This window comes from Priestia sp. SIMBA_032, assembly GCF_046535215.1.
GTDB classification, from domain to species: Bacteria; Bacillota; Bacilli; order Bacillales; family Bacillaceae_H; genus Priestia; species Priestia aryabhattai.
In genome coordinates this window covers 1129788-1154881 of the sequence record NZ_JAWRXD010000001.1, presented here as the reverse complement: position 1 = coordinate 1154881, position 25094 = coordinate 1129788, and the positions used below count along the sequence as shown (strand labels likewise).

At 38.9% G+C, this 25094-nt stretch carries 23 protein-coding genes; 18 read left to right on the top strand and 5 right to left on the bottom strand.

The features are described 5' to 3' along the window. Window positions 1-24 precede the first annotated feature (24 nt). Window positions 25-723: a Crp/Fnr family transcriptional regulator gene (locus SB717_RS05745; RefSeq protein WP_074679305.1), complete on the bottom strand. Its 699-nt coding sequence runs from the start codon at window positions 721-723 to the stop codon at window positions 25-27. A gap of 352 nt (window positions 724-1075) precedes the next feature. Between SB717_RS05745 and argC the strand changes: the two genes are divergently transcribed. From argC to SB717_RS05690, 11 genes are all read left to right on the top strand, one after another. Then, window positions 1076-2119 carry an N-acetyl-gamma-glutamyl-phosphate reductase gene (argC, locus tag SB717_RS05740; protein WP_144645808.1) on the top strand — a complete coding sequence of 348 codons (1044 nt, stop codon included), beginning with the start codon at window positions 1076-1078 and terminating at the stop codon, window positions 2117-2119. Window positions 2120-2167: 48 nt separating this feature from the next. Further along, complete coding sequence (gene argJ / locus SB717_RS05735; RefSeq protein ID WP_410903446.1) at window positions 2168-3400, top strand: bifunctional ornithine acetyltransferase/N-acetylglutamate synthase; 1233 nt, start codon at window positions 2168-2170, stop codon at window positions 3398-3400. A gap of 12 nt (window positions 3401-3412) precedes the next feature. After that, a complete protein-coding gene (gene argB / locus SB717_RS05730; protein ID WP_410903413.1) occupies window positions 3413-4237 on the top strand; it encodes an acetylglutamate kinase in 825 nt (274 codons plus the stop codon). Further along, on the top strand, window positions 4203-5357 hold the full coding sequence (gene argD / locus SB717_RS05725; protein ID WP_098620803.1) for an acetylornithine transaminase: 1155 nt from the start codon (window positions 4203-4205) through the stop codon (window positions 5355-5357). The genes argB and argD overlap by 35 nt, the downstream gene beginning before the upstream one ends. Window positions 5358-5427: 70 nt before the next feature. Further along, on the top strand, window positions 5428-6501 hold the full coding sequence (locus tag SB717_RS05720; RefSeq protein WP_074679295.1) for a carbamoyl phosphate synthase small subunit: 1074 nt from the start codon (window positions 5428-5430) through the stop codon (window positions 6499-6501). Then, on the top strand, window positions 6494-9604 hold the full coding sequence (gene carB, locus SB717_RS05715; protein ID WP_410903412.1) for a carbamoyl-phosphate synthase (glutamine-hydrolyzing) large subunit: 3111 nt from the start codon (window positions 6494-6496) through the stop codon (window positions 9602-9604). The genes SB717_RS05720 and carB overlap by 8 nt, the downstream gene beginning before the upstream one ends. Then, window positions 9601-10551: an ornithine carbamoyltransferase gene (gene argF, locus SB717_RS05710; protein ID WP_410903411.1), complete on the top strand. Its 951-nt coding sequence runs from the start codon at window positions 9601-9603 to the stop codon at window positions 10549-10551. Before carB ends, argF begins: the two co-directional genes overlap by 4 nt. A gap of 102 nt (window positions 10552-10653) precedes the next feature. Continuing rightward, window positions 10654-11298: an SDR family oxidoreductase gene (locus SB717_RS05705; protein WP_074679289.1), complete on the top strand. Its 645-nt coding sequence runs from the start codon at window positions 10654-10656 to the stop codon at window positions 11296-11298. 129 nt (window positions 11299-11427) lie between these two features. Continuing rightward, complete coding sequence (locus tag SB717_RS05700) at window positions 11428-11607, top strand: YjzC family protein (protein ID WP_013055394.1); 180 nt, start codon at window positions 11428-11430, stop codon at window positions 11605-11607. Window positions 11608-11721: 114 nt separating this feature from the next. Continuing rightward, the gene (gene clpB, locus SB717_RS05695; RefSeq protein ID WP_410903410.1) at window positions 11722-14325 is read left to right on the top strand and encodes an ATP-dependent chaperone ClpB; all 2604 of its coding nucleotides are present in this window, start codon (window positions 11722-11724) and stop codon (window positions 14323-14325) included. A gap of 187 nt (window positions 14326-14512) precedes the next feature. Continuing rightward, window positions 14513-14764 (top strand): hypothetical protein, encoded by a 252-nt coding sequence (locus SB717_RS05690; RefSeq protein WP_074679285.1) that lies wholly within the window; start codon window positions 14513-14515, stop codon window positions 14762-14764. A 28-nt stretch (window positions 14765-14792) separates the two neighbouring features. Here the strand turns inward: SB717_RS05690 and SB717_RS05685 are convergent, their stop codons facing one another. Then, the gene (locus SB717_RS05685) at window positions 14793-15686 is read right to left on the bottom strand and encodes a helix-turn-helix domain-containing protein (protein WP_013081740.1); all 894 of its coding nucleotides are present in this window, start codon (window positions 15684-15686) and stop codon (window positions 14793-14795) included. Window positions 15687-16024: 338 nt separating this feature from the next. Here SB717_RS05685 and SB717_RS05680 point away from each other — a divergent pair, with 338 nt between their 5' ends. Together SB717_RS05680 and galT are read left to right on the top strand one after the other, a co-directional pair. Beyond that, the gene (locus tag SB717_RS05680; RefSeq protein ID WP_074679283.1) at window positions 16025-17203 is read left to right on the top strand and encodes a galactokinase; all 1179 of its coding nucleotides are present in this window, start codon (window positions 16025-16027) and stop codon (window positions 17201-17203) included. A 30-nt stretch (window positions 17204-17233) separates the two neighbouring features. Then, window positions 17234-18757, top strand: coding sequence for a UDP-glucose--hexose-1-phosphate uridylyltransferase (gene galT / locus SB717_RS05675; protein ID WP_410903409.1), 1524 nt, complete (start codon window positions 17234-17236; stop codon window positions 18755-18757). Window positions 18758-18799: 42 nt separating this feature from the next. On the opposite strand, the gene SB717_RS05670 is transcribed toward galT, so the two are convergent. Together SB717_RS05670 and SB717_RS05665 are read right to left on the bottom strand one after the other, a co-directional pair. Continuing rightward, window positions 18800-19684 carry an NAD(P)-dependent oxidoreductase gene (locus SB717_RS05670; RefSeq protein WP_074679279.1) on the bottom strand — a complete coding sequence of 295 codons (885 nt, stop codon included), beginning with the start codon at window positions 19682-19684 and terminating at the stop codon, window positions 18800-18802. Between the two features lie 204 nt (window positions 19685-19888). After that, window positions 19889-20077 carry a YjzD family protein gene (locus SB717_RS05665; protein WP_013055400.1) on the bottom strand — a complete coding sequence of 63 codons (189 nt, stop codon included), beginning with the start codon at window positions 20075-20077 and terminating at the stop codon, window positions 19889-19891. A gap of 209 nt (window positions 20078-20286) precedes the next feature. On the opposite strand from SB717_RS05665, the gene SB717_RS05660 reads away from it, so the two are divergent. The 3 genes from SB717_RS05660 to SB717_RS05650 all read left to right on the top strand — a co-directional run bounded on the left by SB717_RS05660 (window position 20287) and on the right by SB717_RS05650 (window position 22366). Continuing rightward, window positions 20287-21027 carry a hypothetical protein gene (locus tag SB717_RS05660; RefSeq protein WP_013055401.1) on the top strand — a complete coding sequence of 247 codons (741 nt, stop codon included), beginning with the start codon at window positions 20287-20289 and terminating at the stop codon, window positions 21025-21027. 182 nt (window positions 21028-21209) lie between these two features. After that, the gene (locus SB717_RS05655; RefSeq protein ID WP_410903408.1) at window positions 21210-22094 is read left to right on the top strand and encodes an NAD-dependent epimerase/dehydratase family protein; all 885 of its coding nucleotides are present in this window, start codon (window positions 21210-21212) and stop codon (window positions 22092-22094) included. A 77-nt stretch (window positions 22095-22171) separates the two neighbouring features. After that, entirely contained in the window at window positions 22172-22366 is a 195-nt protein-coding gene (locus SB717_RS05650; RefSeq protein WP_013081746.1) for a ComZ family protein, read from the top strand. A 28-nt stretch (window positions 22367-22394) separates the two neighbouring features. Here SB717_RS05650 and SB717_RS05645 read toward each other — a convergent pair whose 3' ends face one another. Next, window positions 22395-22595, bottom strand: a complete 201-nt coding sequence (locus tag SB717_RS05645; protein WP_074679275.1) for a hypothetical protein — start codon at window positions 22593-22595, stop codon at window positions 22395-22397. A gap of 256 nt (window positions 22596-22851) precedes the next feature. Here SB717_RS05645 and SB717_RS05640 point away from each other — a divergent pair, with 256 nt between their 5' ends. Beyond that, window positions 22852-23790, top strand: a complete 939-nt coding sequence (locus tag SB717_RS05640) for a beta-ketoacyl-ACP synthase III (protein ID WP_013081747.1) — start codon at window positions 22852-22854, stop codon at window positions 23788-23790. A 39-nt stretch (window positions 23791-23829) separates the two neighbouring features. Continuing rightward, complete coding sequence (gene fabF / locus SB717_RS05635) at window positions 23830-25071, top strand: beta-ketoacyl-ACP synthase II (RefSeq protein WP_013055405.1); 1242 nt, start codon at window positions 23830-23832, stop codon at window positions 25069-25071. Window positions 25072-25094 lie beyond the last annotated feature (23 nt).

The following is a 25094-nucleotide window of genomic DNA, read 5'->3' as shown; positions in this document are numbered from 1 at the left end:
AAGCCATCAACGATGGCTTTTTTATTATTCAATTCTGCACAATTCCACAGGACAGTCCTCACAGTCTATTTCTTTCTTTAAGAAAGAGAGCTTATGAATGATAATTTTTCCATCTGCCATTGAAATTACTTCATTTTTTCGCAACTCAGCGAGCATGCGATTGACCACTTCTCGGGATGTTCCGCATAGATTAGCGATCTCTTGATTTGTCAAAGTTACGTTTAATAAAATACCATTTGGCTTCATTACCCCAAAACTATTGGACATGCGAATCAGAGTAGAATAGAGAGCTCCTTTTTTTCCATTTAGAATTAAGTCTCTAAATTTTGTCTGCATTCGCTTAATTTGTAGTCCCATCCACTTCATGTACTCCATAGAAAGAGCCGGGTATTGTGTTAGTTCGTTTTCTAACACCCGTTTTTGAATAATGATTGCCGTACAAGGTTCAATAGCTTTTGCTTGAAGCATGTGGGGAGTAGATCCGCAAAACAGCATAACTTCCCCCACTAAGTCTCCTGAACTCGCGAGCTGAAGCGTCAGCTCGCGTCCTTCGGGCGTCACTTTACCTACTTGCGCGGCCCCTGACGTAATAAAAAATAAATGAGTTGAAGTCGAGCCTTCTTGAAACAGAAAGTCACCTTTTTTAAACGAAACTTTATGATCAAAGTCCATAAAAAATTGCTGCAGCTCATTTGAAAAAGAATCCGATGTGATGTTCATCATGTTATCACCTTTTAATTAAAATTTTTGTGACTGTTACTTATTAATCTATTAAGTTAGAACAGTCTGTATATGCTGTACGTCCACTAGCCGTATGAAAAAATGTCATACGGATGATTTTTATCGATATTCTCATTATACACAAAAACAACCAGTGTTTTCCAAAATTATCTGTGAACAATTTCTAAACAAAAATATAAAGATAGTTATAAAAATAAAAACTTATGAATAAATAAAAATGTTTAAAAATATAGAATAAAGTGTTGGATTTTTTAAATATTCATTTGATTTTATTTTTATACGGTATTATAATGATAAATAATTCAAATAGATACGTGGAAAAAGGAGTTTTAAAATGAAAGAATACAAGGTAGGAATCGTTGGAGCAACAGGGTATGGAGGAGTAGAACTGATTCGTTTGTTAGCGAATCACCCGCATTTTCATGTTTATGCAGTTTATTCATCCTCTCAGGAAGGGGTGGAACTAGCAGAAGTTTATCCTCACCTTTCTAATACTGTATATACACTGCAAGATATAAACCCTAAGAACATGGCCAAAGAATTAGATTTAGTGTTTACAGCAACTCCGTCCGGTGTTTCTAGCAAACTTGTACCTCAATTAATAGAAGAAGGAATAAAAGTGGTAGATCTATCTGGAGATTTTAGATTAAAAACAGAAGCGCTTTATGAAAAATGGTACAAAAAGCCTGCTGCAGCTGAAGCGTTTTTAAAACAGTCTGTGTACGGATTAGCAGAATGGTTTGCAGAAGAAGTTGAAAGCAGCACGTTCGTTGCGAATCCGGGTTGTTATCCAACAGCTACACTGCTTGGGCTAGCTCCTCTCGTTAGTAAACAAATGGTGAAATCAAACTCTATTATCATTGATGCAAAGTCTGGAATCTCAGGAGCAGGACGCGGTCTTTCGCAAATAACTCATTATGCTGAAATCAATGAAAATATGAAAATATACAAAGTTAATCAACATCAGCATATCCCAGAAATCGAATCTATTTTAGAAAAGTGGGATGAGGAAATTGGCCATGTTACGTTCAGTACGCACTTAGTTCCAATGACGCGAGGGATTATGAGTACAATATACGCTGAACTTTCTGAAGACAGCTCAATACAAGAGCTTCATCAGCTATATGTAGATACATATCAAAACTCCCCGTTCGTTCGCGTTCGAAAAGCTGGTGAATTTCCTTCTACTAAAGAAGTAAGTGCATCAAATTATTGCGATATCGGTATTACATTTGACGAACGAACAAAGCGTGTCACGATTGTTTCTGTCATTGATAACTTAGTAAAAGGGGCAGCGGGTCAGGCCATTCAAAATGCCAATATCATGATGGGATTTGAACAGCAAGCGGGTATCGGACTACTGCCTGTCTTCCCATAAAAGCAAAGCATCACTAATCACGATAAAAGCAGGAGGGAACGTATAGTGATTACGGTTAAACAAACGAAAGAAAAGATAAAGAAAATAGAGAACGGTACAATTGTAACGCCGCTAGGTTTTTCAGCAGACGGCGTTCATGCTGGTTTACGTTATGCTAAAAAAGATTTAGGAGTTATTGTAAGCAATGTGCCAGCTAATTGCGCAGCTGTTTACACGCTTAATGCCTTCCAAGCGGCGCCTTTAGCTGTTACAAAAGAAAGTGTAGCAGTGGAGCAGAAGTTGCAAGCGATCGTTGTGAACAGCGCATGTGCAAATGCATGTACTGGAGAACAAGGATTAAAAGATGCATACCAAATGCGAAATACATGTGCAGAAAAGCTTAATATCCTACCCCATCATGTAGCGGTAGCTTCTACAGGGGTAATTGGAGAGCTTCTAGATATGGAAAAAATCGTGAAGGGCATTGGGTTATTAAGTCCTTCGTCAAACAAAGAAAAAGCAGAAGAATTTCAAACGGCTATTTTAACAACAGATACAGTGATGAAGTCAGCTTGCTATCAAACAAAAATTGACGGCAAAACGGTTACGATTGGCGGTACAGCGAAAGGGTCAGGTATGATTCACCCGAATATGGCTACGATGCTTAGCTTTATAACAACGGATGCTAAGGTTGAAGCTTCAGTGCTACAAGATGCGCTGGGGTCTATTACAAATAAAAGCTTTAATCAAATTACAGTGGATGGTGATACGTCAACCAATGATATGGTTGTTGTTTTAGCAAATGGAAAAGCTGATCACCAGTCGCTTACACCAGATCATCCTGAATGGAATTCGTTTTATGAAGCACTGCGCTTGACGTGTGAAGATTTAGCCAAACAAATTGCACGTGACGGTGAAGGAGCAACAAAACTAATTGAAGTAAACGTATGTGGTGCTAATACAAACGAAGAAGCAAATGTGATTGCTAAACAAATCGTAGGCTCGAACTTAGTGAAAACGGCCATGTATGGAGCCGATGCCAATTGGGGACGAATTATTTGTTCAGTTGGCTACAGCGGCGTAGCGCTTAATCCAGAAACAGTGAACGTTTCGTTAGGTGATATCCAGATGTTAAAAAACAGCCAGCCTGTTTCATTTAGTGAAGAAGAAGCAAAAGCTTATTTAGAAAATGATACGGTTGAAGTCTATGTTGACTTGCAGCAAGGAAGTGGAATTGGCAAAGCGTGGGGCTGTGATTTGACTTACGATTATGTCAAAATCAACGCCAGTTATCGAACGTAAGGAGAGAGTGAAATGAGTAATGAAAAAATCGTTGTTGTAAAATGCGGAGGTAGTATTGTCAATCAGTTAACAAGCGCCTTTTTTGAAAGCATTCAGCAGTTAAAAGCGAGTGGATATCAGATCATTGTCGTGCACGGAGGCGGGCCGGATATTCAAGATACGCTTACCAAACTTCACATTGAAACGGAATTTGTAGATGGGCTTCGAAAAACGTCTAAAGAAGCATTAGAAGTTGTAACTATGGTATTAGCAGGCAAGGTTAATAAGCAGCTTGTAAAAGATCTACAAAAAGCGAACTTAAAAGCGGTAGGATTATCAGGAATTGATGGATTATTGCTTAAAGCAGAGGCTATTGATATGGAACGTCTAGGTTACGTTGGAGAAGTAAAAGGTGTAAACGATACGTTGTTAAAGCAATTAACTGACAGTCAGTATATTCCAGTTATTTCTTCCATTGGAGCCGATGACAAAGGCAATAGTTATAACATTAACGCTGACGTGGCGGCGGGAGCTGTTGCACAAGCAGTAAATGCAGAAAAGCTGATGTTTGTAACGGATGTAAAAGGTGTGCTAAAGGATGGAACATTGCTTCCTGAACTTACAAAGTCAGAGATTGATGCACTTATTGAAGAAAAAGTAATTTACGGCGGAATGATTCCGAAAGTGACATCAGCGGTAAATGCGTTATCTCCTTTACTTGAAGAAGTTCATGTTATTAGCGGAACTGATGGATTTTTAGATAAGGAAGGAAAGCTGATTGGTACAGCAATTAAATATAGTGGAAAAGGTGGAGAAAATAGCGATGAGTTCATTGTTTCCAACATATCAACGGTTTGATATCCATGTGGCAGAGGCGCAAGGAACAAAATTAATAGATAACAAAGGAAATGAGTATTTAGATTTTATTTCAGGGATCGCTGTTTGTAACGTAGGTCATCGTCATCCGGATGTTCAAAAAGCGGTCGAAGAGCAGTTAAATAAAGTGTGGCACGTGTCAAATTTATTTCATCAATCGATTCAAGAAGACGTAGCAGGTAAGCTTGTGGAACACTCAAACGGTGATGCAGTATTTTTCTGTAACAGCGGTGCAGAAGCGAACGAAGCGGCGATTAAATTAGCGCGCAAGTACACACAAAAACACAAAATTATTACGTTTACAAAATCATTTCATGGACGTACATTTGCTACAATGACAGCTACAGGGCAGGCAAAAATTCATGATGGCTTCGGTCCTCTTGTTAATGAGTTTGTTTATGTGCCATACAATGATGAAGAAGCATTAAAACAGGAAATGGACGACAGCGTAGCAGCAATTATGGTTGAAGTCATTCAAGGAGAAGGCGGAGTTGTTCCAGGAACCGAAGCATTTTTATTAACCATTCAAGAGCTGTGTAAAAAGCACGAAGCACTGTTTATAGTCGATGAAGTGCAAACTGGAATCGGCAGAACAGGAAAACCATTTGCCTATCAGCATTTTAATGTGTCACCAGATATTATTACAGCAGCTAAAGGGTTAGGAAGCGGAATGCCGGTTGGTGCGATGATTGGAAAAGGCTATCTCAAAGAAGCGTTTGGACCTGGTACTCACGGAACAACCTTTGGAGGAAACCCAATTGCATTAGCTTCAGCCAAAGCAACTTTAAACATTATTTTTAATGAAGCATTTTTGGCAGAGGTTACAGAAAAAAGCTTTTATTTTATCAACGCTTTGAAAAATAGCGTAGCAGATTATTCATTTGTAACGGATGTTCGCGGAAAAGGTTTTATGATTGGAATTGAATGCGGGGAACATCAGTCGGCACTGCTTGCAGCTATGCGTGAAAAAGGATTGCTAGCACTGGGAGCAGGACCGCATGTAGTACGATTGCTGCCGCCTTTAACTGTAACAAAAGAAGAGTTAGACCAAGCGATTCATATCATTGAAGAAGCCTTTAGCCAAACAAAAATTACTTCATAATACAAATTTTTTTGAATATGTTTGTATAAAAATTCTGTTTTATAAATAATTATTCGAAGAGGGATGCACAATGAACGGATATTTACACTTAGCAAACGGCGATTTGTTCGCCGGACACATTGAACATACAGCAACGCACCAGGCAGAAGGAGAAATTGTTTTCTTTACTGGAATGACTGGTTATCAAGAAGTTGTGACTGATCCATCTTACAAAGATCAAATTATCGTCTTTACGTACCCTTTAATTGGGAACTACGGTATCAATGAAAAAGATTATGAAAGCAAAAAGCCTCACGTAGCAGGCGTTGTCGTATACGAATGTTCAGATGAAGGGTTCCATTACGAAGCGATGTACAGCTTTAAACAATATTTAAAGAAATGGAACATTCCGCTTATTACACATGTGGATACGAGAGCGGTCGTAAAACGAATTCGAAAAGAAGGTACGATGCAATCTGCCTTTTCGGCATCTGCTAAGCCGCCAGCATTTACTGCTGAATGTGATGGATATGTAGTAAAAGAAGTGTCAACAAAAGAGCCTGTTACTTACGGAAACGGTGAAAAACACGTTGTATTAATGGACTTTGGCTATAAAAAATCAATTTTACAAGAGCTGTTAAATCGAGAGTGCAAAGTAACGGTTGTTCCTTATTCTACAAGCTCTTCAAAAGTAAAAGAGCTGCAGCCGGATGGCATTGTCTTATCAAACGGACCTGGAGATCCAACTCAAGTAAGCAGTCAGCTGGATGAATTAAAAGAAATTATTTCATCGTATCCAACTTTGGGAATTTGCTTTGGACATCAGTTAATTGGGCTTGCTTTTGGGGCACAAACCAAAAAGCTGGCGTTCGGTCACCGAGGAGCTAATCAGCCTGTAATTGATTTAACAAATAACAAAGTGTGTATGACGTCTCAAAACCATAGCTATGTCGTAGACGAACAGACGATTACGTCTACCCCATTAAACGTTCGATTTAAAAATGTGAATGACGGATCGGTTGAAGGTTTAATGCATAAAGACCTTCCTGTTATGTCGGTTCAATATCATCCAGAAGCACATCCTGGACCAAGTGACAGCACGTATATCTTTGATGAATTTATGACGAAAGTACAGCAAGTAGGGAGCGGAAAAGTATATGCCTAAAGACCAAACATTAAAAAAGATTTTAGTAATCGGATCAGGACCAATCGTAATTGGGCAAGCAGCAGAATTTGATTATTCAGGAACTCAGGCATGCTTGTCATTAAAAGAAGAAGGTTATGAAGTTATCTTAATCAATAATAATCCAGCTACGATTATGACGGACACTCACGTAGCAGATCGAATCTATTTTGAACCATTAACAGTAGACTGCGTAGAGAAAATTATTGCAAAAGAAAAGCCGGATGGTTTGTTAGCCACGTTAGGCGGACAAACGGGCTTAAACTTAGCTCTTGAGCTTCATGAACAAAACATTTTGCCAAAATACGATGTGAAACTTTTAGGAACACCGATTGAATCAATCAAAAAAGGTGAAAGTCGTGAAGAGTTCCGCGCATTGATGAATGAACTGAATGAACCGGTGCCGGAAAGTGAAGTTGTCACAAAAGTAGAAGAAGCGTTAGCTTTTGCCGAGAAAATTGGTTTTCCTGTTATTGTACGTCCTGCTTATACGTTAGGCGGAACGGGCGGAGGAATTGCTCATTCTATGGAAGAGCTTGAAAAGCTTTCAGCGTCAGGTTTGCGTGAAAGTGCTATTACTCAATGCTTAATTGAAAAAAGCATCGCCGGATTTAAAGAAGTTGAGTACGAGGTTATGCGTGACGTGAACAATACGTGCATTACAATTTGTAATATGGAAAACATCGATCCGGTAGGCGTTCATACTGGAGATTCAGTAGTGGTTGCTCCTTCTCAAACGTTAACAGACGTGGAATATCAAATGCTTCGCTCTGCTTCAGTTAAAATTATTTCATCGCTTGGGATTATTGGGGGGTGCAACATTCAGTTTGCGCTTGATCCAAAAAGCAAGCAGTACTATTTAATTGAAGTAAATCCGCGTGTGAGCCGTTCGTCTGCTCTTGCATCAAAAGCAACGGGCTATCCGATTGCTAAAATTGCTGCAAAGCTATCGGTAGGCTACACGCTTCATGAATTATTAAATCCTGTGACGGGAGACACGTATGCAAGTTTTGAACCTGCTCTTGACTATGTAGTAGTGAAATTTCCAAGATGGCCGTTTGACAAGTTTTTCTACGCTGAGAGAACGCTTGGTACCCAAATGAAAGCAACTGGAGAAGTAATGGCTATTGACCGTAACTTTACGCGTAGCTTCCAAAAAGCATTGTCTTCTTTAGAAATTGACTTACAGGGATTAGAAGTAGAAGAACTGCAAGAACTTTCAACGGATGAATTAAAAAGCAAGCTTGGCGAACAAAGCGATGAGCGTATTTTTGTTATCCTTGAGCTTTTACGCCGCGGCACAACGCCTGAGTATATTCATGAAGTAACCCAAATTGATTATTTCTATTTAACACACTTTACACAGCTGATTAAAATGGAAGCTTCTTTAAAGGAAGTACGTTTCGATTCCATTACAGCTAAACACTTCAAACAAGTGAAGGAGCATGGTTTTACAGATGCTTATCTAGCAAGCGTATGGAGTGTGCCGGAACTTGACGTAAGAGCGAAACGTAAAGCACTACATATTACGCCAAGTTATAAAATGGTGGATACATGTGCAGCGGAGTTTGAATCTTCTACGGCTTATTTCTACTCTAGTTATTACGGTGAGAGTGAGATTGAACCATCAACGAATAAAAAAGTTGCTATTATCGGTTCTGGACCAATTCGTATCGGGCAAGGAGTAGAATTTGACTACAGCTCTGTACACGGTGTGCTTGCTCTTGAAAAAGAGGGGTACGAAACGATTTTAATTAACAACAATCCAGAAACGGTAAGTACGGATTTTGAAGTAGCAGACCGCTTATATTTTGAACCTGTAACAGTAGAAGATGTATTAAATGTTCTTGATGCTGAAAATGTGACGGATGTAATTGTTCAATACGGAGGTCAAACTGCTATTTCGCTTGTTAAAGGACTAGAAGAAGCTGGCGTCAATTTACTGGGGATTACAAATGATGTCATTGATGCACTTGAAGATCGTGACCTGTTCTATAAGCTCTTAGATGACTGCGATATTCCGCACATCCCAGGTGAAATGGCCAAAGGTGAGCAAGAGCTTGTCCAAAAAGCAAAAGATATGGGATTCCCATTACTTATTCGTCCTTCTTACGTGATTGGCGGAAAAGGAATGCTGACAATTCAAAATGAAACAGAGCTTCAGGCTTGTTTACCGGCTATTAAAGCTTCTCATTTCCCAATGCTTATTGATGCTTACTTCCCTGGAAAAGAAGCGGAGATTGATGTTGTAGCAGACGGAAAAGATGTGTTGATTCCGACAATCGTTGAACATATTGAAAAAGCCGGCGTTCATTCAGGAGACAGCTATGCGCTTTTACCAGCAAAAACAGTAGAAGCAGCACATAAAGACAAAATGGTGAGCTACGCTCAAAAAATTGTAAATAAACTTCAATATAAAGGTATTATGAATATCCAATATGTTATTTACAATGATGAAGTCTACATGCTGGAAGTTAATCCGCGTGCCAGCCGTACAGTGCCTGTAGTAAGCAAAGTGTGCAACACGCCGCTTGTTTCGCTATCAACTCAAATATTACTTGGGAAATCATTGTCGGAAATTAGTGAAAAGCTAGGTTTATTGCCAGATCCGGCTTACACAACTATCAAGTTTCCAGTGTTTTCGACAAGTAAATTATCAGGAGTTGATCCACTTGTTGGACCGGAAATGAAGTCAACCGGTGAAGGAATTGCGATTTCTTCAACGATTGAAGAAGCAGCAAAAAAAGTATTCCATCAGTACGTGTTAAGTAAAAAAGGTGCTGCAGAAGTGTATATCAACGGAGAAGCGCAGGGCCTTGAAGAACTTGTGCAAAGCGCGGGATTAACTCTTGTTAAAGATAAAGAAGTTAGTGAATGGGTAAAAACGAAAGAAGCTTTATTATATGTAAGCTTACAGCCTGAAGATAAAGAAAGCCGTATGTCAGCATTAAAACACGGTTTAATGGTTATGACGGAGGCAGAAACGGCTTCGCTATTTTTCCAATCGTTCCAAGTCGATGAATATCAAGTTTCATCACTGCAAGAATGGTTTCAAAAAACTAAAAAGGAAGTGACAGTATCATGAGTACGGTATCGGTAAATACAAATTTAAAAGGAAAAGATTTGCTTACGCTTAAAGATTTATCATCTGACGATATTATGTCACTTTTGGAAAGCGCCATTGAGCTGAAAGAAAAGCATAAAAATGGTGAAATCGTCACATCGTTAAAAGGAAAAACGCTGGGGCTCATTTTTGAAAAATCTTCAACAAGAACAAGAGTCTCATTTGAAGCGGGAATGATGCAGCTTGGAGGAAACGCCCTCTTTTTAAGCAGCCAAGATTTACAGATTGGACGCGGAGAAACGATTGCTGATACAGCGCGCGTACTATCTGAATTCATAGATGCTATAATGATTCGTACGTTTGAACATAGCAAGATCGAAGAGCTTGCAGATTACGCATCCATTCCCGTTATTAATGGTTTGACAGATGATTATCATCCTTGTCAGGCTCTAGCTGATTTATTAACGATTTACGAGCACAAGAAATCATTTGAAGGGCTAAAAGTAGCTTACGTTGGAGACGGAAATAATGTAGCGCATTCGTTAATGATTGCATGTGCAAAAATGGGGATAGATATTTCAATTGGATGCCCTGATGGATATGAGCCAAAAGACTTTGTAACAGCTTATGTTAATGAAATAGCTGCTACAACAGGTGCAAAGGTTACGATTACAAAAGATCCTGTAGAGGCTGTAAAAAATGCGGATGCTATTTATGCAGACGTATGGACAAGTATGGGACAGGAAGAAGAAGCACAGCAGCGCTTGAAAATATTTGCTCCTTATCAAGTAAATGAAGAACTAGCTGCCTCTGCTAAGTCAGACTATTTATTTCTACACTGCTTGCCTGCGCATCGTGAAGAAGAAGTAACAGCAAGCATTATTGACGGACCAAATTCTGTTGTCTTTCAGCAGGCTGGAAATCGTATGCATGTACAAAAAGCTTTGCTGCAAGCCATTCTAGGCTAAGAAAAAAACCTTTCTGATATTCTCAGAAAGGTTTCTTTGTTTAAAGGGAATTAATTGAGGGAACACCAATCGTATACTAAACAGAACGAAAGGTGATTTATGATGAAAGTATTAGTTGTTGGAGCAAACGGAACAACGGGAAAACAAGTGGTAGAAAAAGTTGCAAACAGCAAGCAGCACGAAGCTTATGCGATGATTCGCGACGAAAAGCAAGCAGGCGCGTTAAAGAAGCTGGGTGCCAACGTTGTGCTTGGTGACTTGGAGCAAGATGTTTCAGATGCTTTAAGAGGTATGGACGCTGTCATATTTGCAGCAGGTTCTGGAGGACATACCGGAGACGAAAAAACAATCGCTGTGGATCAAAACGGTGCTAAAAATATCATTGATGAAGCAAAAAATCAAGGTGTAAAGCGCTTTGTTATGTTAAGTTCAATGGGAGCAGACGCACCTGAACAAGGACCAGAAGGCTTACAGCTTTACCTGCGTGCGAAAGCGATAGCGGATGAATACTTAAAGCAGTCTAATCTGCAGTATACAATTGTACGACCAGGAACTTTATCGAATGATCAAGCTACTGGGAAAATTGATATCAATAATGATATTGAAGATAAATCTCAGACGATTCCTCGAGCGGATGTAGCAACCGTGCTTGTAGAATGTCTAAACGAAGAAGCTACGATAGGAAAAACGTTTGAAATATTAGCTGGAGAAACTGAAATCGAACAAGCTATTAAATTTACTCATTGATACAAAAGGGCGGATCTAAAGGTCTGCTCTTTTTCTCTTACTAATATGAAAACATCTCCATTATGAAACAGAAATCTTAAGGGAATAGTATAGGAGAACATTTCATTTCAGGAATGAGGAGGCAGGACAATGGGACAAAATCGTCATTTCACACCGGGTCAAAAAGCTCCTAATAACGGAGTGTATATTGAAATTGGTGAAACAGGAAGTAACGTAAATAATCCTCAAAAGGTTAAATTAAAAGCAGGAGAGCGTTTTCCAGAGACGGCAAACGATGATCGCCACTGGACATACATGCGCAAGCCTTAAATAGTAAAAAATAAAGAAGCCATTCTAAATTGAATGGCTTTACTTGTTTTCCTATTGCTGGGTATAATAAAATAAAGGTCAATAAAGGTCAAATGTATCGAAGGAGGATGTTCAATGGATATAAATAAAATGACCCAAAAATTGCAAGAAGGCGTGATGGAAGCGCAGTCCGAAGCTATTAAACGAAACCAGCAGGAAGTAGATATTGCTCATTTGCTTTATACGCTTATTCATCAGCAAGATGGTATTGCTCCTCGCATATTAGATCATTTACATATAGATCATCAATCTTTTCAGCAGCAGATAAATCAATTGCTGGCGAAAAAACCAGCCGTTACTGGAAGTGGAGCTGAAGCAGGGAAAGTTTATATTACAAATAAACTTCAGCAGCTGTTTGTTAAAGCTCAAGAAGAAGCATCTCGTCTGCAAGATGATTATGTTTCAGTTGAGCACATCTTTTTAGCCCTAGCACAGGAACCGTCTTCTAGTGAATATGGCAAGTTATTTTCAAGTCACGGTATAACAAAAAAAGCTCTGCAAGATGTGCTTACTAGCCTTCGAGGAAATCAGCGAATTACAAGTCAAAATCCGGAAGTTACATATGAAGCGTTAGCTAAATATGGAAGAGACTTAGTGGCAGAAGTACGAGCTGGGAACATTGATCCCGTCATTGGACGAGATGGAGAAATTCGCCGCGTTATCCGCATTTTATCGCGAAAAACAAAAAACAATCCAGTTTTGATTGGAGAACCTGGCGTTGGTAAAACAGCGATTGTTGAAGGTCTAGCACAGCGTATCGTTCGTAGAGATGTGCCTGAAGGATTAAAAGATAAAACCATCTTTTCATTAGATATGGGAGCTTTAGTAGCAGGAGCGAAGTTCAGAGGCGAATTTGAAGAGCGTTTAAAAGCTGTTCTTCAAGAAGTCAAGAAAAGCAGCGGTCAAATTCTTTTATTCATTGACGAACTTCATACAATCGTTGGAGCAGGCCGTACGGACGGAGCGATGGATGCAGGGAATATTTTAAAACCAATGCTTGCTAGAGGAGAACTTCACTGTATAGGAGCTACAACTCTTGATGAGTATCGTCAGTATATTGAAAAAGATCCAGCTCTTGAAAGACGCTTTCAACAGGTGCTGGTTGAAGAACCTTCAGTAGAAGATACAATCTCTATTTTACGTGGTTTAAAAGAACGATTTGAAATTCATCACGGTGTAAACATTCATGACCGGGCGATTGTTTCAGCAGCGGTTATGTCAGATCGTTATATCTCAGATCGCTTTTTACCTGATAAAGCAATTGATTTAATTGATGAAGCATGCGCAACCATTCGAACAGAAATTGATTCGATGCCATCAGAATTAGATGAAGTAACGCGACGTGTCATGCAGCTTGAAATTGAAGAAGCGGCATTAAGTAAAGAAACAGATCAAGCAAGCATCACAAGGTTAGAGGCAATTCGAAAAGAAGTCTCTGATTTAAAAGAACGTGCAGATACAATGAAGCTGCAGTGGGAAAAAGAAAAGCAGTCGATTCAAACGGTGCAAGATGTCCGGGAGCAGCTTGAAAAAGCGAAGCGAGACCTAGAAGAAGCTGAAGGGAAATATGATTTAAATAAAGCAGCTGAACTTCGCCACGGACGCATTCCAGCTCTTGAAAAAGAACTAAAACAGCTGGAAGAAACAGCTGCTGAAAAAGCACAAGAAAACCGTTTGTTAAGAGAAGAAGTAACAGAAGAAGAAATTGCTGAAATTGTAGGAAGGTGGACGGGAATTCCGGTATCGAAACTAGTTGAAGGAGAAAGAGAAAAGCTGTTGAAGCTTGAGTCCATTTTACAGCAGCGTGTGATTGGACAGGATGAAGCCGTATCCTTAGTTACAGATGCTGTGATTCGCGCAAGGGCAGGAATTAAAGACCCGAACCGCCCGATTGGATCATTTATTTTCCTAGGACCTACCGGAGTAGGAAAAACGGAGCTAGCCAAAACGTTGGCCCATTCTTTATTTGACAGTGAAGAACAAATGGTTCGTATTGATATGTCTGAATACATGGAAAAGCACGCGGTCTCTAGGCTTATAGGAGCGCCTCCTGGTTATGTAGGGTATGAAGAAGGCGGACAGCTAACGGAAGCGGTGAGACGCAAGCCTTATTCAGTCGTTTTGTTGGATGAAATTGAAAAAGCTCATCCCGAAGTATTTAACGTGCTCCTTCAAATACTAGATGATGGAAGAGCAACAGATTCAAAAGGAAAAGTCATTGATTTTAAAAATACAGTTATTATTATGACGTCGAATATCGGTTCTCAATTTTTATTAGACGGTTTAACAAGTGAAGGCGAGATTACTGAAAAAGCCAGAGAGCAAGTTATGGCTCAATTAAGACAGCATTTTCGCCCAGAATTCTTAAATCGAGTAGACGACACGATTTTATTCAAACCGCTAACTGTTCATGAAGTAAAAGGGATTATTGATAAGCTATTGCTTCAGCTTGAAAAGCGTTTATCCGATCGTCATATTTCGTTAACGTTAACAGAAGAAGCAAAAAATTATATTGCAGCCTCCGGATTTGATCCGGTATACGGAGCTCGCCCTTTAAAAAGGTTTATTCAAAAATATATTGAAACAAAAATTGCCAGAGAATTAATTGCAGGGCAAATTGAAGATTATAGTCAAGTGACGGTTGATGTAAAAGATGATGAGTTTGTTGTCAGCGTATAAGTTTTCTAAAAAGACCATTCATGATAAATTGAATGGTCTTTTTTTGCTATTAAAAGCAGCTCTCCTTTAAAAAAATAAAAGAAAATACGTGAGAGCTAAGCGTAAAAACTTATTTAGTTTTAGGTTGTAGAATATATCTAATTCATTTATGATAATACAAAATGGGCAAAGGAGCATGAATGAGCACATGAAGGACCGTATAGAGCTTATATATGACGAAGCATACGATTTTATAGATCAGGCATTAACTAAAATGAGAGCGCTGGATAAAAATGATCTTCAAACTGAAAATGAAGAAGTGCAGGAAAAGGCAGAACGGACAGAGTTTGCACTTCAAGCTGCACGAGATATTTTAGAAAATATGATTATCCCGGGTAAAAAATTGACTTTTATTTACGAAAAAGGTTCTGTGGTAGTAGAAATTCCCGATAAAAAATAAAAACGACTTCCTTTTATGGAAGTCGTTTTTATTTTGGCAATGCAAAGTGCTCATCAATGGATGCATCACTTTTTCGATACTGCCCAGGTGTCATATTGGTTGTTTTGCGAAATACTTTTGTTAAATAATTGGCATTTGCATAGCCGACGTTTTCAGCAATTTCTTCGATTGAATACTTGGTTTGATGCAATAGCTCGGCCGCTTTTTGAATGCGAAGCTTCGTTAAATATTGAATCGGCGTAATCCCTGTTGTTTGTTTGAATAACCGGCTAAAATGATAGCGAGATAAATGAGCTGCATCTGCCATTTCATCCGGACCAATTTCTTCATGATAATGGTTGCGGGCAAATAAAATAGAGCTAATGATACTTTCAGGCCAATCCTCTGTAAAACTATCCATGCTTTTAATATATTGATACAGCTCCATTACAAAGCGGTAAGATAAGCTTGAGGCATGAAATGGATCTGCTATATGTTTTTCACTTGCCCGCTTATATATTTGAGCAAGCAGCTGAACAGGTGCTGATTCAGGGTGAAATCGAATTACAGGGGAGTGGGTTGACTGAATATAATCCCAGCATTTTTGTACTTCATCTCCGTATAATGTAAGAAAAATAAACTCCCAGTTTTCACTTTCCTTTGGTAAGTAATAGCGATAATTTCCAGGTATATTGACGATGAATGCTTTTCCAGCATCCACTTTATATTCTTGTCCATCTATTTCAATCATCCCGTACCCAGAAACCGTGTATTGAAAAATATATTTTCCTACATCTTTTCGCTGATTTCCGCTCCAGTTATAAAGGGGAGAGAAAACTTCATCCCATCCAACCGACCAGAGCTGAGCAACTTCGTTTGTGCGGGATTCTAAAAACCTGTATGCGTACGTTGAATATTCTTGAGCTTGGAAATGTGAGAGCAAATTTTCACCTTCTTTTTGAAATAAAGTAGTACTTAATTCTTACTTTAACGTAATCGCTTTCATTTTTCTATAATTTTTTGAAAATATCATGATTATTTTTAGTGAATGTCTCTAAATCTATTATTTTCTTATAATTTGCAAGTCAATGCTTACATAAAGATAACACCTTTTTGGCGCAAGAGTAGTTCATCGTCAATTCAAAAGAATCATTTTTAAAGGGATAAGCAAAAAAGTACCGATTATCGATAGTAATTTTACCATTGAGGCAAGGAAAATTGGACTTTACAATGTACATATGAATCCGTTTCCAAAAAACTACTTAAAATAGGTGATAATAAATGCTGGGAAAATTAATCGAAGAGTTCAAACAAATATTTCATTCGTCAGAAGCTATTCGCTGCTTTTTTGCGCCAGGACGTGTCAATTTAATTGGAGAACATACTGATTATAATGGAGGGCATGTTTTTCCTTGTTCATTGAGTATAGGAACGTATGCGGTAGTACAAAAACGTCATGATCGAAAAATACGTATGTACTCTAAAAACTTCTCTGAAGCAGGCGTTATTGAATCTTCTTTAGATCAATTAACGTACAAAACCGAGGATGACTGGGCTAATTATCCAAAAGGAGTAATGGACACTTTTAAAAAGCACGGATATGACCTTCCTTTTGGTTTTGATATCTTGTTTTTCGGCAACATTCCTAACGGAGCAGGGCTTTCATCGTCGGCATCAATTGAGTTAGTCACATGCGTACTTTTAAATAAAATTCTTGAATTGAATATTGATATGATAGACCTTGTAAAAATGGCGCAGCAAGCTGAAAATGAATTTATCGGCGTAAGCTGCGGGATTATGGATCAGTTTGCAATTGGAATGGGAAAGGAAAATCAAGCCGTATTGTTAAACTGTCAAACTCTTCAATATCATTATAGTCCGCTGCAATTAACAGATGCTGTGCTCGTTATTTCTAATACAAATAAGCGAAGAGGGCTGGCAGACTCAAAATATAATGAACGACGCATGGAGTGTGAAAGAGCACTGTCAGATTTGCAAACTTCACTTTCCATTACTTCGCTTGGTGATTTAACCAAAGAGCAATTTGAAAAGCACAAATCTTTGATACAAAATGAAGTAGATTGCAAGCGCGCTAAACATGCGGTATATGAAAATGAACGCACAAAAGAAGCGGTTGCTAAATTGCAAAACGGCGATTTAAAAGGATTTGGTCAATTGATGAATGAGTCGCACCGTTCGCTGCGAGATGACTATGAAGTAAGTGGAAAAGAATTAGACGCTCTTGTAGAAGCAGCTTGGTTGCAAGAAGGTGTGATTGGATCACGCATGACAGGTGCAGGCTTTGGCGGCTGTACAATCAGTATCGTAAAAAAAGCACAGGTTGATAGATTTATTGAGGAAGTAAAAGACGCCTATTATAAGCAAACAAGTTTAGAAGCTGAATTTTATGTGGTTACGGTTGGAGAAGGAGCGCGTGAACTCACATTAGAAGCAGTATAAGAGAAAACAGATAGAGAAAGGAACGAGTGTATGTCAGTCAACATTCATGAAGAAATCACCCGACTTATTCAATATGGTTTACAAAAGAATCTAGTAACAAAATGGGATATAGATGTGGTGAGGAATAAACTGCTGGAAGTGTTAAGACTCGATGAATGTATCACGGTAGAAGTCAAAGAAGAACGTTTGGAACATCCAGCTGCTATTTTAGATAACATGCTTGATTGGACTGCCGAAAACAATCGAATCACCGATAATTCTATCACATATAGAGATTTATTCGATACCAAAGTAATGGGGTGCTTTGCAAGCATGCCTTCAGAGGTTAATCGAACCTTTTATGATCACTATCAGCAAAACCCTCAAAAAGCCACAAGCTATTACTATAAGCTGTCAAAAGACATTCACTATATTCGCAGAGATCGAATTGCTAAAAACGAAAGATGGGTAACAAACACTGATTTTGGAGAACTTGAAATTACTATCAACTTATCAAAGCCGGAAAAAGATCCAAAAGCAATTGCAGCAAGCAAATCACTGAAAGAAAGCAACTACCCGCTATGCCTTCTCTGTAAAGAAAATGCTGGTTATGCAGGTCGCATTAACCACCCAGCTCGTCAAAATCACCGGATTATTCCTGTAGAATTGCGGGAAGAGCTATGGTACATGCAGTTTTCACCGTATGTTTATTATAATGAGCATGCTATTGTTTTTGCGAGTGAGCATACACCTATGCATATTTCAAAGCAAACGTTTAAGCGGCTGCTTGCCTTCGTTGAACAATTTCCACATTATTTTTTAGGGTCAAATGCAGATTTACCCATTGTAGGAGGATCTATTTTAACGCATGATCACTTTCAAGGAGGCTATCATGAGTTTCCTATGGCTAAAGCAAGAATAAATAAATTTTTCTCTCTTGAAGCGCATCCAGACGTGAAAGCTGGAATTGTTCATTGGCCGATGTCAGTCGTTCGTCTTCAAAGTTCTCACCTTTCGCCACTAGTGGAAGCAGCGGATTTTATTTTAAAGAAATGGAAATCATATAGTGATCAAAGCGCCGATATTTTGGCTTTTACAGGTCAAACTCCTCACAATACGGTCACGCCTATTGCTCGGAAAAGAGGAGATTTGTATGAATTAGATTTAGTACTGCGAAACAATCGAACAAACAGCAAGCACCCGGATGGTATTTATCATCCGCATGCAGAAGTTCATCATATCAAAAAAGAAAACATAGGTTTAATCGAAGTAATGGGGCTTGCAGTTTTACCCGGTCGTTTGAAAGACGAAATGAGTCTAGTGGCCAAAGGGTTGGTTCAGAATAACCTGAGCGAAGTAGCCAGCAGACATGATCAAGTGCAAAAACACGTGAAATGGGCTGAAAACATCAAGAAAAAATATCCACATATTGAAGCGGAAAATGTTCAAGAGATTCTTCAACAAGAGCTCGGTTTGGTCTTTGCGACTATTTTAGAGCATGCAGGTGTGTTTAAACAAACTGCTGAAGGGCAGCTCGCATTCAGTCGTTTTATGAATTCGTTAAATGAAGCGTAAATCATTAATAAAAACAGGCAGCCCGTTACGAGCTGCCTGTTTTTATACAGTTAGGGCATGCTGTTTCAAAAGGATATACAGAGCCTGTGTTCCTTTATTATCATCGCCTTGTTTTTCGAGCTGTTCATAAAGTGATTTTGCTAATTTTAGCCCGGGTGTATACAGCTCCATTTCTTCAGCTGATTCAATGGCAATCTTCATATCTTTAATGAAGTGTTTAATATAAAAACCTGGTTCGAAGTCTCCTTTAATCATGCGAGGAGCTAAATTGCTTAACGACCAGCTTCCCGCTGCGCCTGTTTCAATACTTTTTAGAACAGTATTCGGATCTAATCCCGCTTTTTCAGCATAAAGTATCGCTTCGCAGACGCCCATCATATTAGAGGCAATAGCAATTTGATTGCACATTTTTGTATGCTGACCAGCACCGGCGCTTCCTTGAAGAACGATATTTGTCCCCATTTTTTCAAGAATAGGCGTAACGGCAGAAAATGCTTCAGAATCGCCTCCTACCATAATCGCTAAGGTTGCTTTCTGAGCCCCGATATCTCCTCCTGAAACAGGAGCGTCAAGCGCATGAATGTGCTTCTCTTTTGCTGCTTGATAAATCTCACGAGCGAGTATAGGGCTCGATGTCGTCATATCAATTGTATAGCAGCCTTTCTTTGCATTATGTATAATGCCGTCTTTTCCTAAATAAATCTCTTTTACATCGTGAGGGTAGCCTACCATGGTGATAATAACATCAGATTGTTCGGCCACTTCTTGAACGGTTTCTTTCCAGTTGGCCCCTTTTTCAAGTAGTGCTTGAGCACGAGTTTTTGTTCGCGTATAAACAAGGACTTCATATCCTGCGTCAATTAAATGCCCGGCCATGCTTTGACCCATAACGCCTGTTCCGATAAAACCAATTTTTTCTTTAGTCACAGCAGTATTCACTCCTAAAATTAATAGTTTGATTATTCTAAAATTATATAGTTAAAGGTTGGGATAATCAATGATTCTGACTATATATAAATCTAGAAAAGTACTCTCAGTCCTGCGTCTTGAATACGAGGTAAGGAAAGGAAGTGCTGAGAAGAGCCTATGCCAAAAGATAAAAAAAAGCGCTGGCTTTACAGCCAACACTTTTTAGTGGTGATTATTTGCTGGTTTATTCGGTACACCCAGTTCTCCAATCAAAATTACAACTAGTGTGAAAACTACTCCAAGGATGGAAGCGGTTGCGAAACTGTAAGTACCGCCCGTCATTGCAGAGATTACGTACACTGCCATATTCATTAGTAAAAAGCCCCAAACAAAAGCCATTACGACACGCATTCTATTCACCTCGTTTACAGTACAGTTTGATTTCATTTTAGCATATAGCAGTCAAATAAGAAATTGAATTTTTTATGAATAAATAAGGGGCGTGTTCCCATGCAGAAACAAAAGAGCAATAAGTCAGAAATAGGCATTATTCTAGTGCGCTTTTTGATGGTTCTATCATACACTGTATGGAACAACTAGTAAGTTACGGAGGAAGAGCTATGATACATCGACGCTTTTTTAGCTTAGATACGCAATGGAATGTCGTACATGTCCCTGAACGACCGAATGGTTTCGGTGTGTTAGTATTGGGTGATAAAGATCATTTTGTTGAAAGTTCAACTAGCTTATGGATTCAGCACGGCGGAAGGTCACAGCTGTTGCAATGTTTACAAGATGAAGGATACACGGTATTTTATTCCAATTTATATGGCCGGCATTGGGGGTCTCCTGAAGCATATCACCTTGCAAAACAACTTTATCATTTAGTAATGAAACAAGAAATTCTAAATAAACGAATTCATATTTTAGCTGAAGGAATGGGGGCTCTGTTAGCGTTGCAGCTAATGGAAAATGACGGGAATACGTTCATTCGATCAGCTGGTTTACTAAATCCATGTATTGATCTTCATACGCATGCAGAACATGAAAAAAACAATAAATTCTTTTATAAACAATTCACGAAGGACTTGACTCAAGCTTATAAAGTGGAGCGGAAGCAAGTATCAAAGTTAATTAAGGAATATCCTTCTGTTACGGAATTAAAATCAACGCTGCCCGTGAAGATATGGACCGCTCCTAATGCCTCTACTCATTATCCAATTGCACACAGTAAAAAATATGAACTACATCGTGAAGAACTTCACTCTCCGATTATGCTTTCACTTTATTTGCCGGAAAAAAACTATTTATTTGAACGGTCCCTTCTCCAATTTTATAAACAGCACGAAAAAGTGTTATAAGCAAAGCTTCTATGATTATACATATCATAGGGGCTTTTTGTATAAGAGATAAAATGAAAAAGAGAGTTCATGATGCTTTCACAGATGAACTTCTTTGAAATAAGGAATGAGTACTATCTATAACTATAGGGCTTTAAGCTTTTTGTTTAATAAATGATGAATGAGGAATTGGAGGAAGCGATATGGGAAATGTAGTAGTAATAGGGGCAAACCGCTTTATTGGTTTTCATTTATGTATGACTTTTTTAGACGAAGGTACAGAAGTAAAAGGATATACACATTCTGCTCATAAAGAAGAAGATGATTTGCAGGAAGAGATGAAATTTTTCTTAGGGCGAAACGCTAATTATGTATCGACTGAAGTAGGGGATTCATTAGATATGATTACCTTAGAAACGGATATTGTCTACTTCACGTATTTCGATGGAGGAGATTTTTATCATCCTGATTTTTTAAGACAAGAAATGCAAAAAGCGCAGCAAGTACTCATTCAAGCACTTAACAAATGCCGTCAATTCAACATTCGATTTGTGTTTGTTTCTACCATGCGCGTATTTGGAGACCAGCAGCGAAAGATTGAAGAAACAACGATTCCGGAACCGGACAGTAGTGAAGGAAGGCTATACGTTCATTTTGAGCGAATGATAGAAAAATATAAAGATGATGGATGGCCCATTATGATTGTCAGAACGCCGACTCTTTACGGACCTTGGCAGCCTTTGTCAATGTGCTATTCTAAAAATATTGCCGGGTACGAAGAAGCTTTTACCATTATGGAAGGTACGGATTTTATTATTTATATTGAAGACGCCGTCAGTGCACTTAGACGCTGTAAAACTTCTGCATATTCATATGAAGTGGTTCATTTAGTTGAAGAAAAGTTACAGCCTTGGAGCGCAGGAGCAAACATTACTCATATGGAGGTGAAGGAAGAAGCGGTTCAAGAAAAATATGAAATCAGCAGGAAAGCGAAAGAACTGCTGCATTTTTCTTCCAAAGTAACGGCTAAAGAAGGCATTTATCTGCAAAAAAAACATATGAGAACATTCTTTTTACCTCTTCATTAAAAGGAGAAAGTTGTACTTATAGAATAGATTCGCTAATATAAGGAGGAATAAATGTTTTTAATAAAGGAGATTTCACTATGGAAGAGCAAAATATGCAATTCATGCAAATTGCAATGAAGTACTTGCCAGAAGCAAAACAGATCTTAGATGAAACAGGCGTTGAGCTATCAATGGAACACGTACAGCCGGTATTGACATTACTGACAAAGGTAATGAACGATGCCTATGAGCTTGGCAAGCAAGATGCATTAGCTGAAAATGAAAACAACTAAAGAAAACAGCTCGGTAGAATCCGAGCTGTTATTTTTGTTTGGAAAATAAATCGACTAAAGGGGCAAACTGTTTAAGAAGAGGAGCTAGTTCTTCGACGGCGAGTACAATTTCATCGATTTGTTTAAATAATCTTTCCCACTCCTCTCGCTCTCTTTCTTCTTTTGAATTTCTGCGCCCAGCTCCAAACATAAAATCAGAAAAACCTTCATTTCTTTGTCTTCTTGCCATGATACTCATTCCTTTCACTATTTTAATGGTGGGTAAGTTCTTACCTAATGTCCCATACTAGAGTAAGAGGGTCCCGTATGATTACTATATGTAGCATGATAGATACCTGAGTAGGACGAACACCTATATAGACAAAAAATAAAAAATGAAGTAAAATTAGTACCAACTCATAATAATTGATTATATAATCGATAAATGAAATGACGGATATAGGTTTTATAGGAATATAAGCCTTTTATTTAAAGGAGAGGTTGATATGAACGCTGGTGTTCTAGGAATTGGACGTTATGTACCAGAGAAAGTTGTAACAAATTTAGATCTTGAAAAAGTAATGGATACATCAGATGAGTGGATTCGTACGCGCACAGGTATTCAAGAGCGCCGAATTGCAGCCGATAACGAGGACACATCTGATTTAGCTTATAAAGCAGCAGTTGAAGCTTTACATAAAGCTAACGTAGAGGCAGAAGATATTGACATGATCATTGTTGCTACGGTAACGCCAGATCAACCGTTTCCTACAGTATCATGTATGCTGCAAGAAAAATTGGGAGCGAAAAAAGCAGCTTCTTACGATGTGAGTGCAGCATGTGCAGGATTTATGTACGGCATGATTACAGCTAAGCAATTTATCGAAACCAATGCTTACAAGCACATTTTAGTAGTTGGTGTAGAAAAGCTTTCTAAGATTACAGATTGGGACGATCGTAACACGGCTGTTTTATTCGGAGACGGTGCAGGTGCAGTTGTAATGGGACCAGTATCAGAAGGACGAGGCATTTTATCCTTTGAATTAGGATCCGATGGTACGGGAGGCAAGCACTTGTATCAAAACGAGCTTGATCATATTGTCATGAACGGACGCGAAGTATTTAAGTTTGCTGTTCGACAAATGGGGGAATCTGCTGTTAATGTAATTGAAAAAGCAGGTTTAACAAAAGAGGATGTTGATTTTCTTGTACCTCATCAAGCGAATATTCGTATTATGGAAGCTGCAAGACAGCGATTAGACTTGCCTGAAGAAAAAATGTCTAAAACAATCCAATACTACGGCAATACATCAGCAGCATCGATTCCAATTTCAATTGTGCATGAGCTTGAAGCAGGGAAAATTCAAGATGATGATTTAATTGTAATGGTTGGCTTCGGAGGCGGCTTAACATGGGGAGCTATTGCTATTAGATGGGGAAAATAACACTACATTTTTAAAGCAACTGAAGGAGATGAATGTACGATGAATAAAAAACGTGTAGTTGTAACAGGACTTGGTGGGCTTACACCAATTGGAAATGACGTAGAAACAGCTTGGAAAAACGCAGTAGCAGGCGTGTCTGGCGTTGGTCCTTTAACAAGACTAGATGCAGATGAATTTCCGGCTAAAGTAGCGGCTGAAGTAAAAGATTTTAACGTGGAAGATTTTATTGACCGCAAAGAGGCTCGTAAGATGGATCGCTTTACTCAATATGCGATGGTAGCTGCATTGGCGGCTGTTAAAGATGCGGATTTGACTATTACAGAAGAAATTGCTCCAAATGTCGGCGTTTGGATTGGTTCTGGAATTGGCGGTATGGAAACGTTTGAAAATCAATATTCAACGTTATTAGAAAAAGGTGCTCGCCGTGTAAGTCCATTCTTCATTCCAATGATGATTCCTGATATGGCAACGGGACAAGTTTCTATTGCTTTAGGGGCGAAAGGCGTGAACTCTTGTACGGTAACGGCATGTGCAACAGGTACAAACTCTATTGGTGATGCGTTTAAAGTAATTCAACGCGGAGATGCAGACGTGATGGTGACGGGCGGTACGGAAGCGCCAATCACGCGTTTATCTATTGCTGGTTTCTGTGCAAATAAAGCACTTTCTACAAATCCAGATCCTGCAACAGCATCTCGTCCGTTTGATAAAGACCGCGATGGCTTCGTTATGGGTGAAGGTGCGGGTGTTATTGTGCTTGAAGAGCTTGAACATGCACTGGCACGCGGCGCACGTATTTATGCTGAAATTGTGGGCTATGGTTCGACAGGAGATGCTCATCATATCACAGCGCCAGCTCCAGGAGGAGAAGGCGGCGTTCGTGCAATGCGTCATGCGATTGAAGATGCAGGTCTACAGCCAAGTGATATTGATTACATCAATGCTCACGGTACAAGTACAGGATACAATGATAAATTTGAAACAATGGCTATTAAAGAAGTATTTGGTGACCATGCTCAAAAAGTAGCAATTAGTTCAACAAAGTCAATGACTGGCCACTTGCTAGGAGCTGCTGGTGGAGTAGAAGCTATTTTTAGTGTGAAAGCAATTCAAGACGGTATTCTTCCTCCAACAATTAACTATCAAACACCTGATGAAGAGTGCGATTTAGACTACATTCCAAACAAAGCGCGTAAGCAAGAAGTAAAAGCGGTGCTAAGCAACTCACTTGGATTTGGCGGTCACAATGCAACAATCATCTTTAAAAAATACGAAGCATAATGAAAAATTCTAGGCTGATGCCT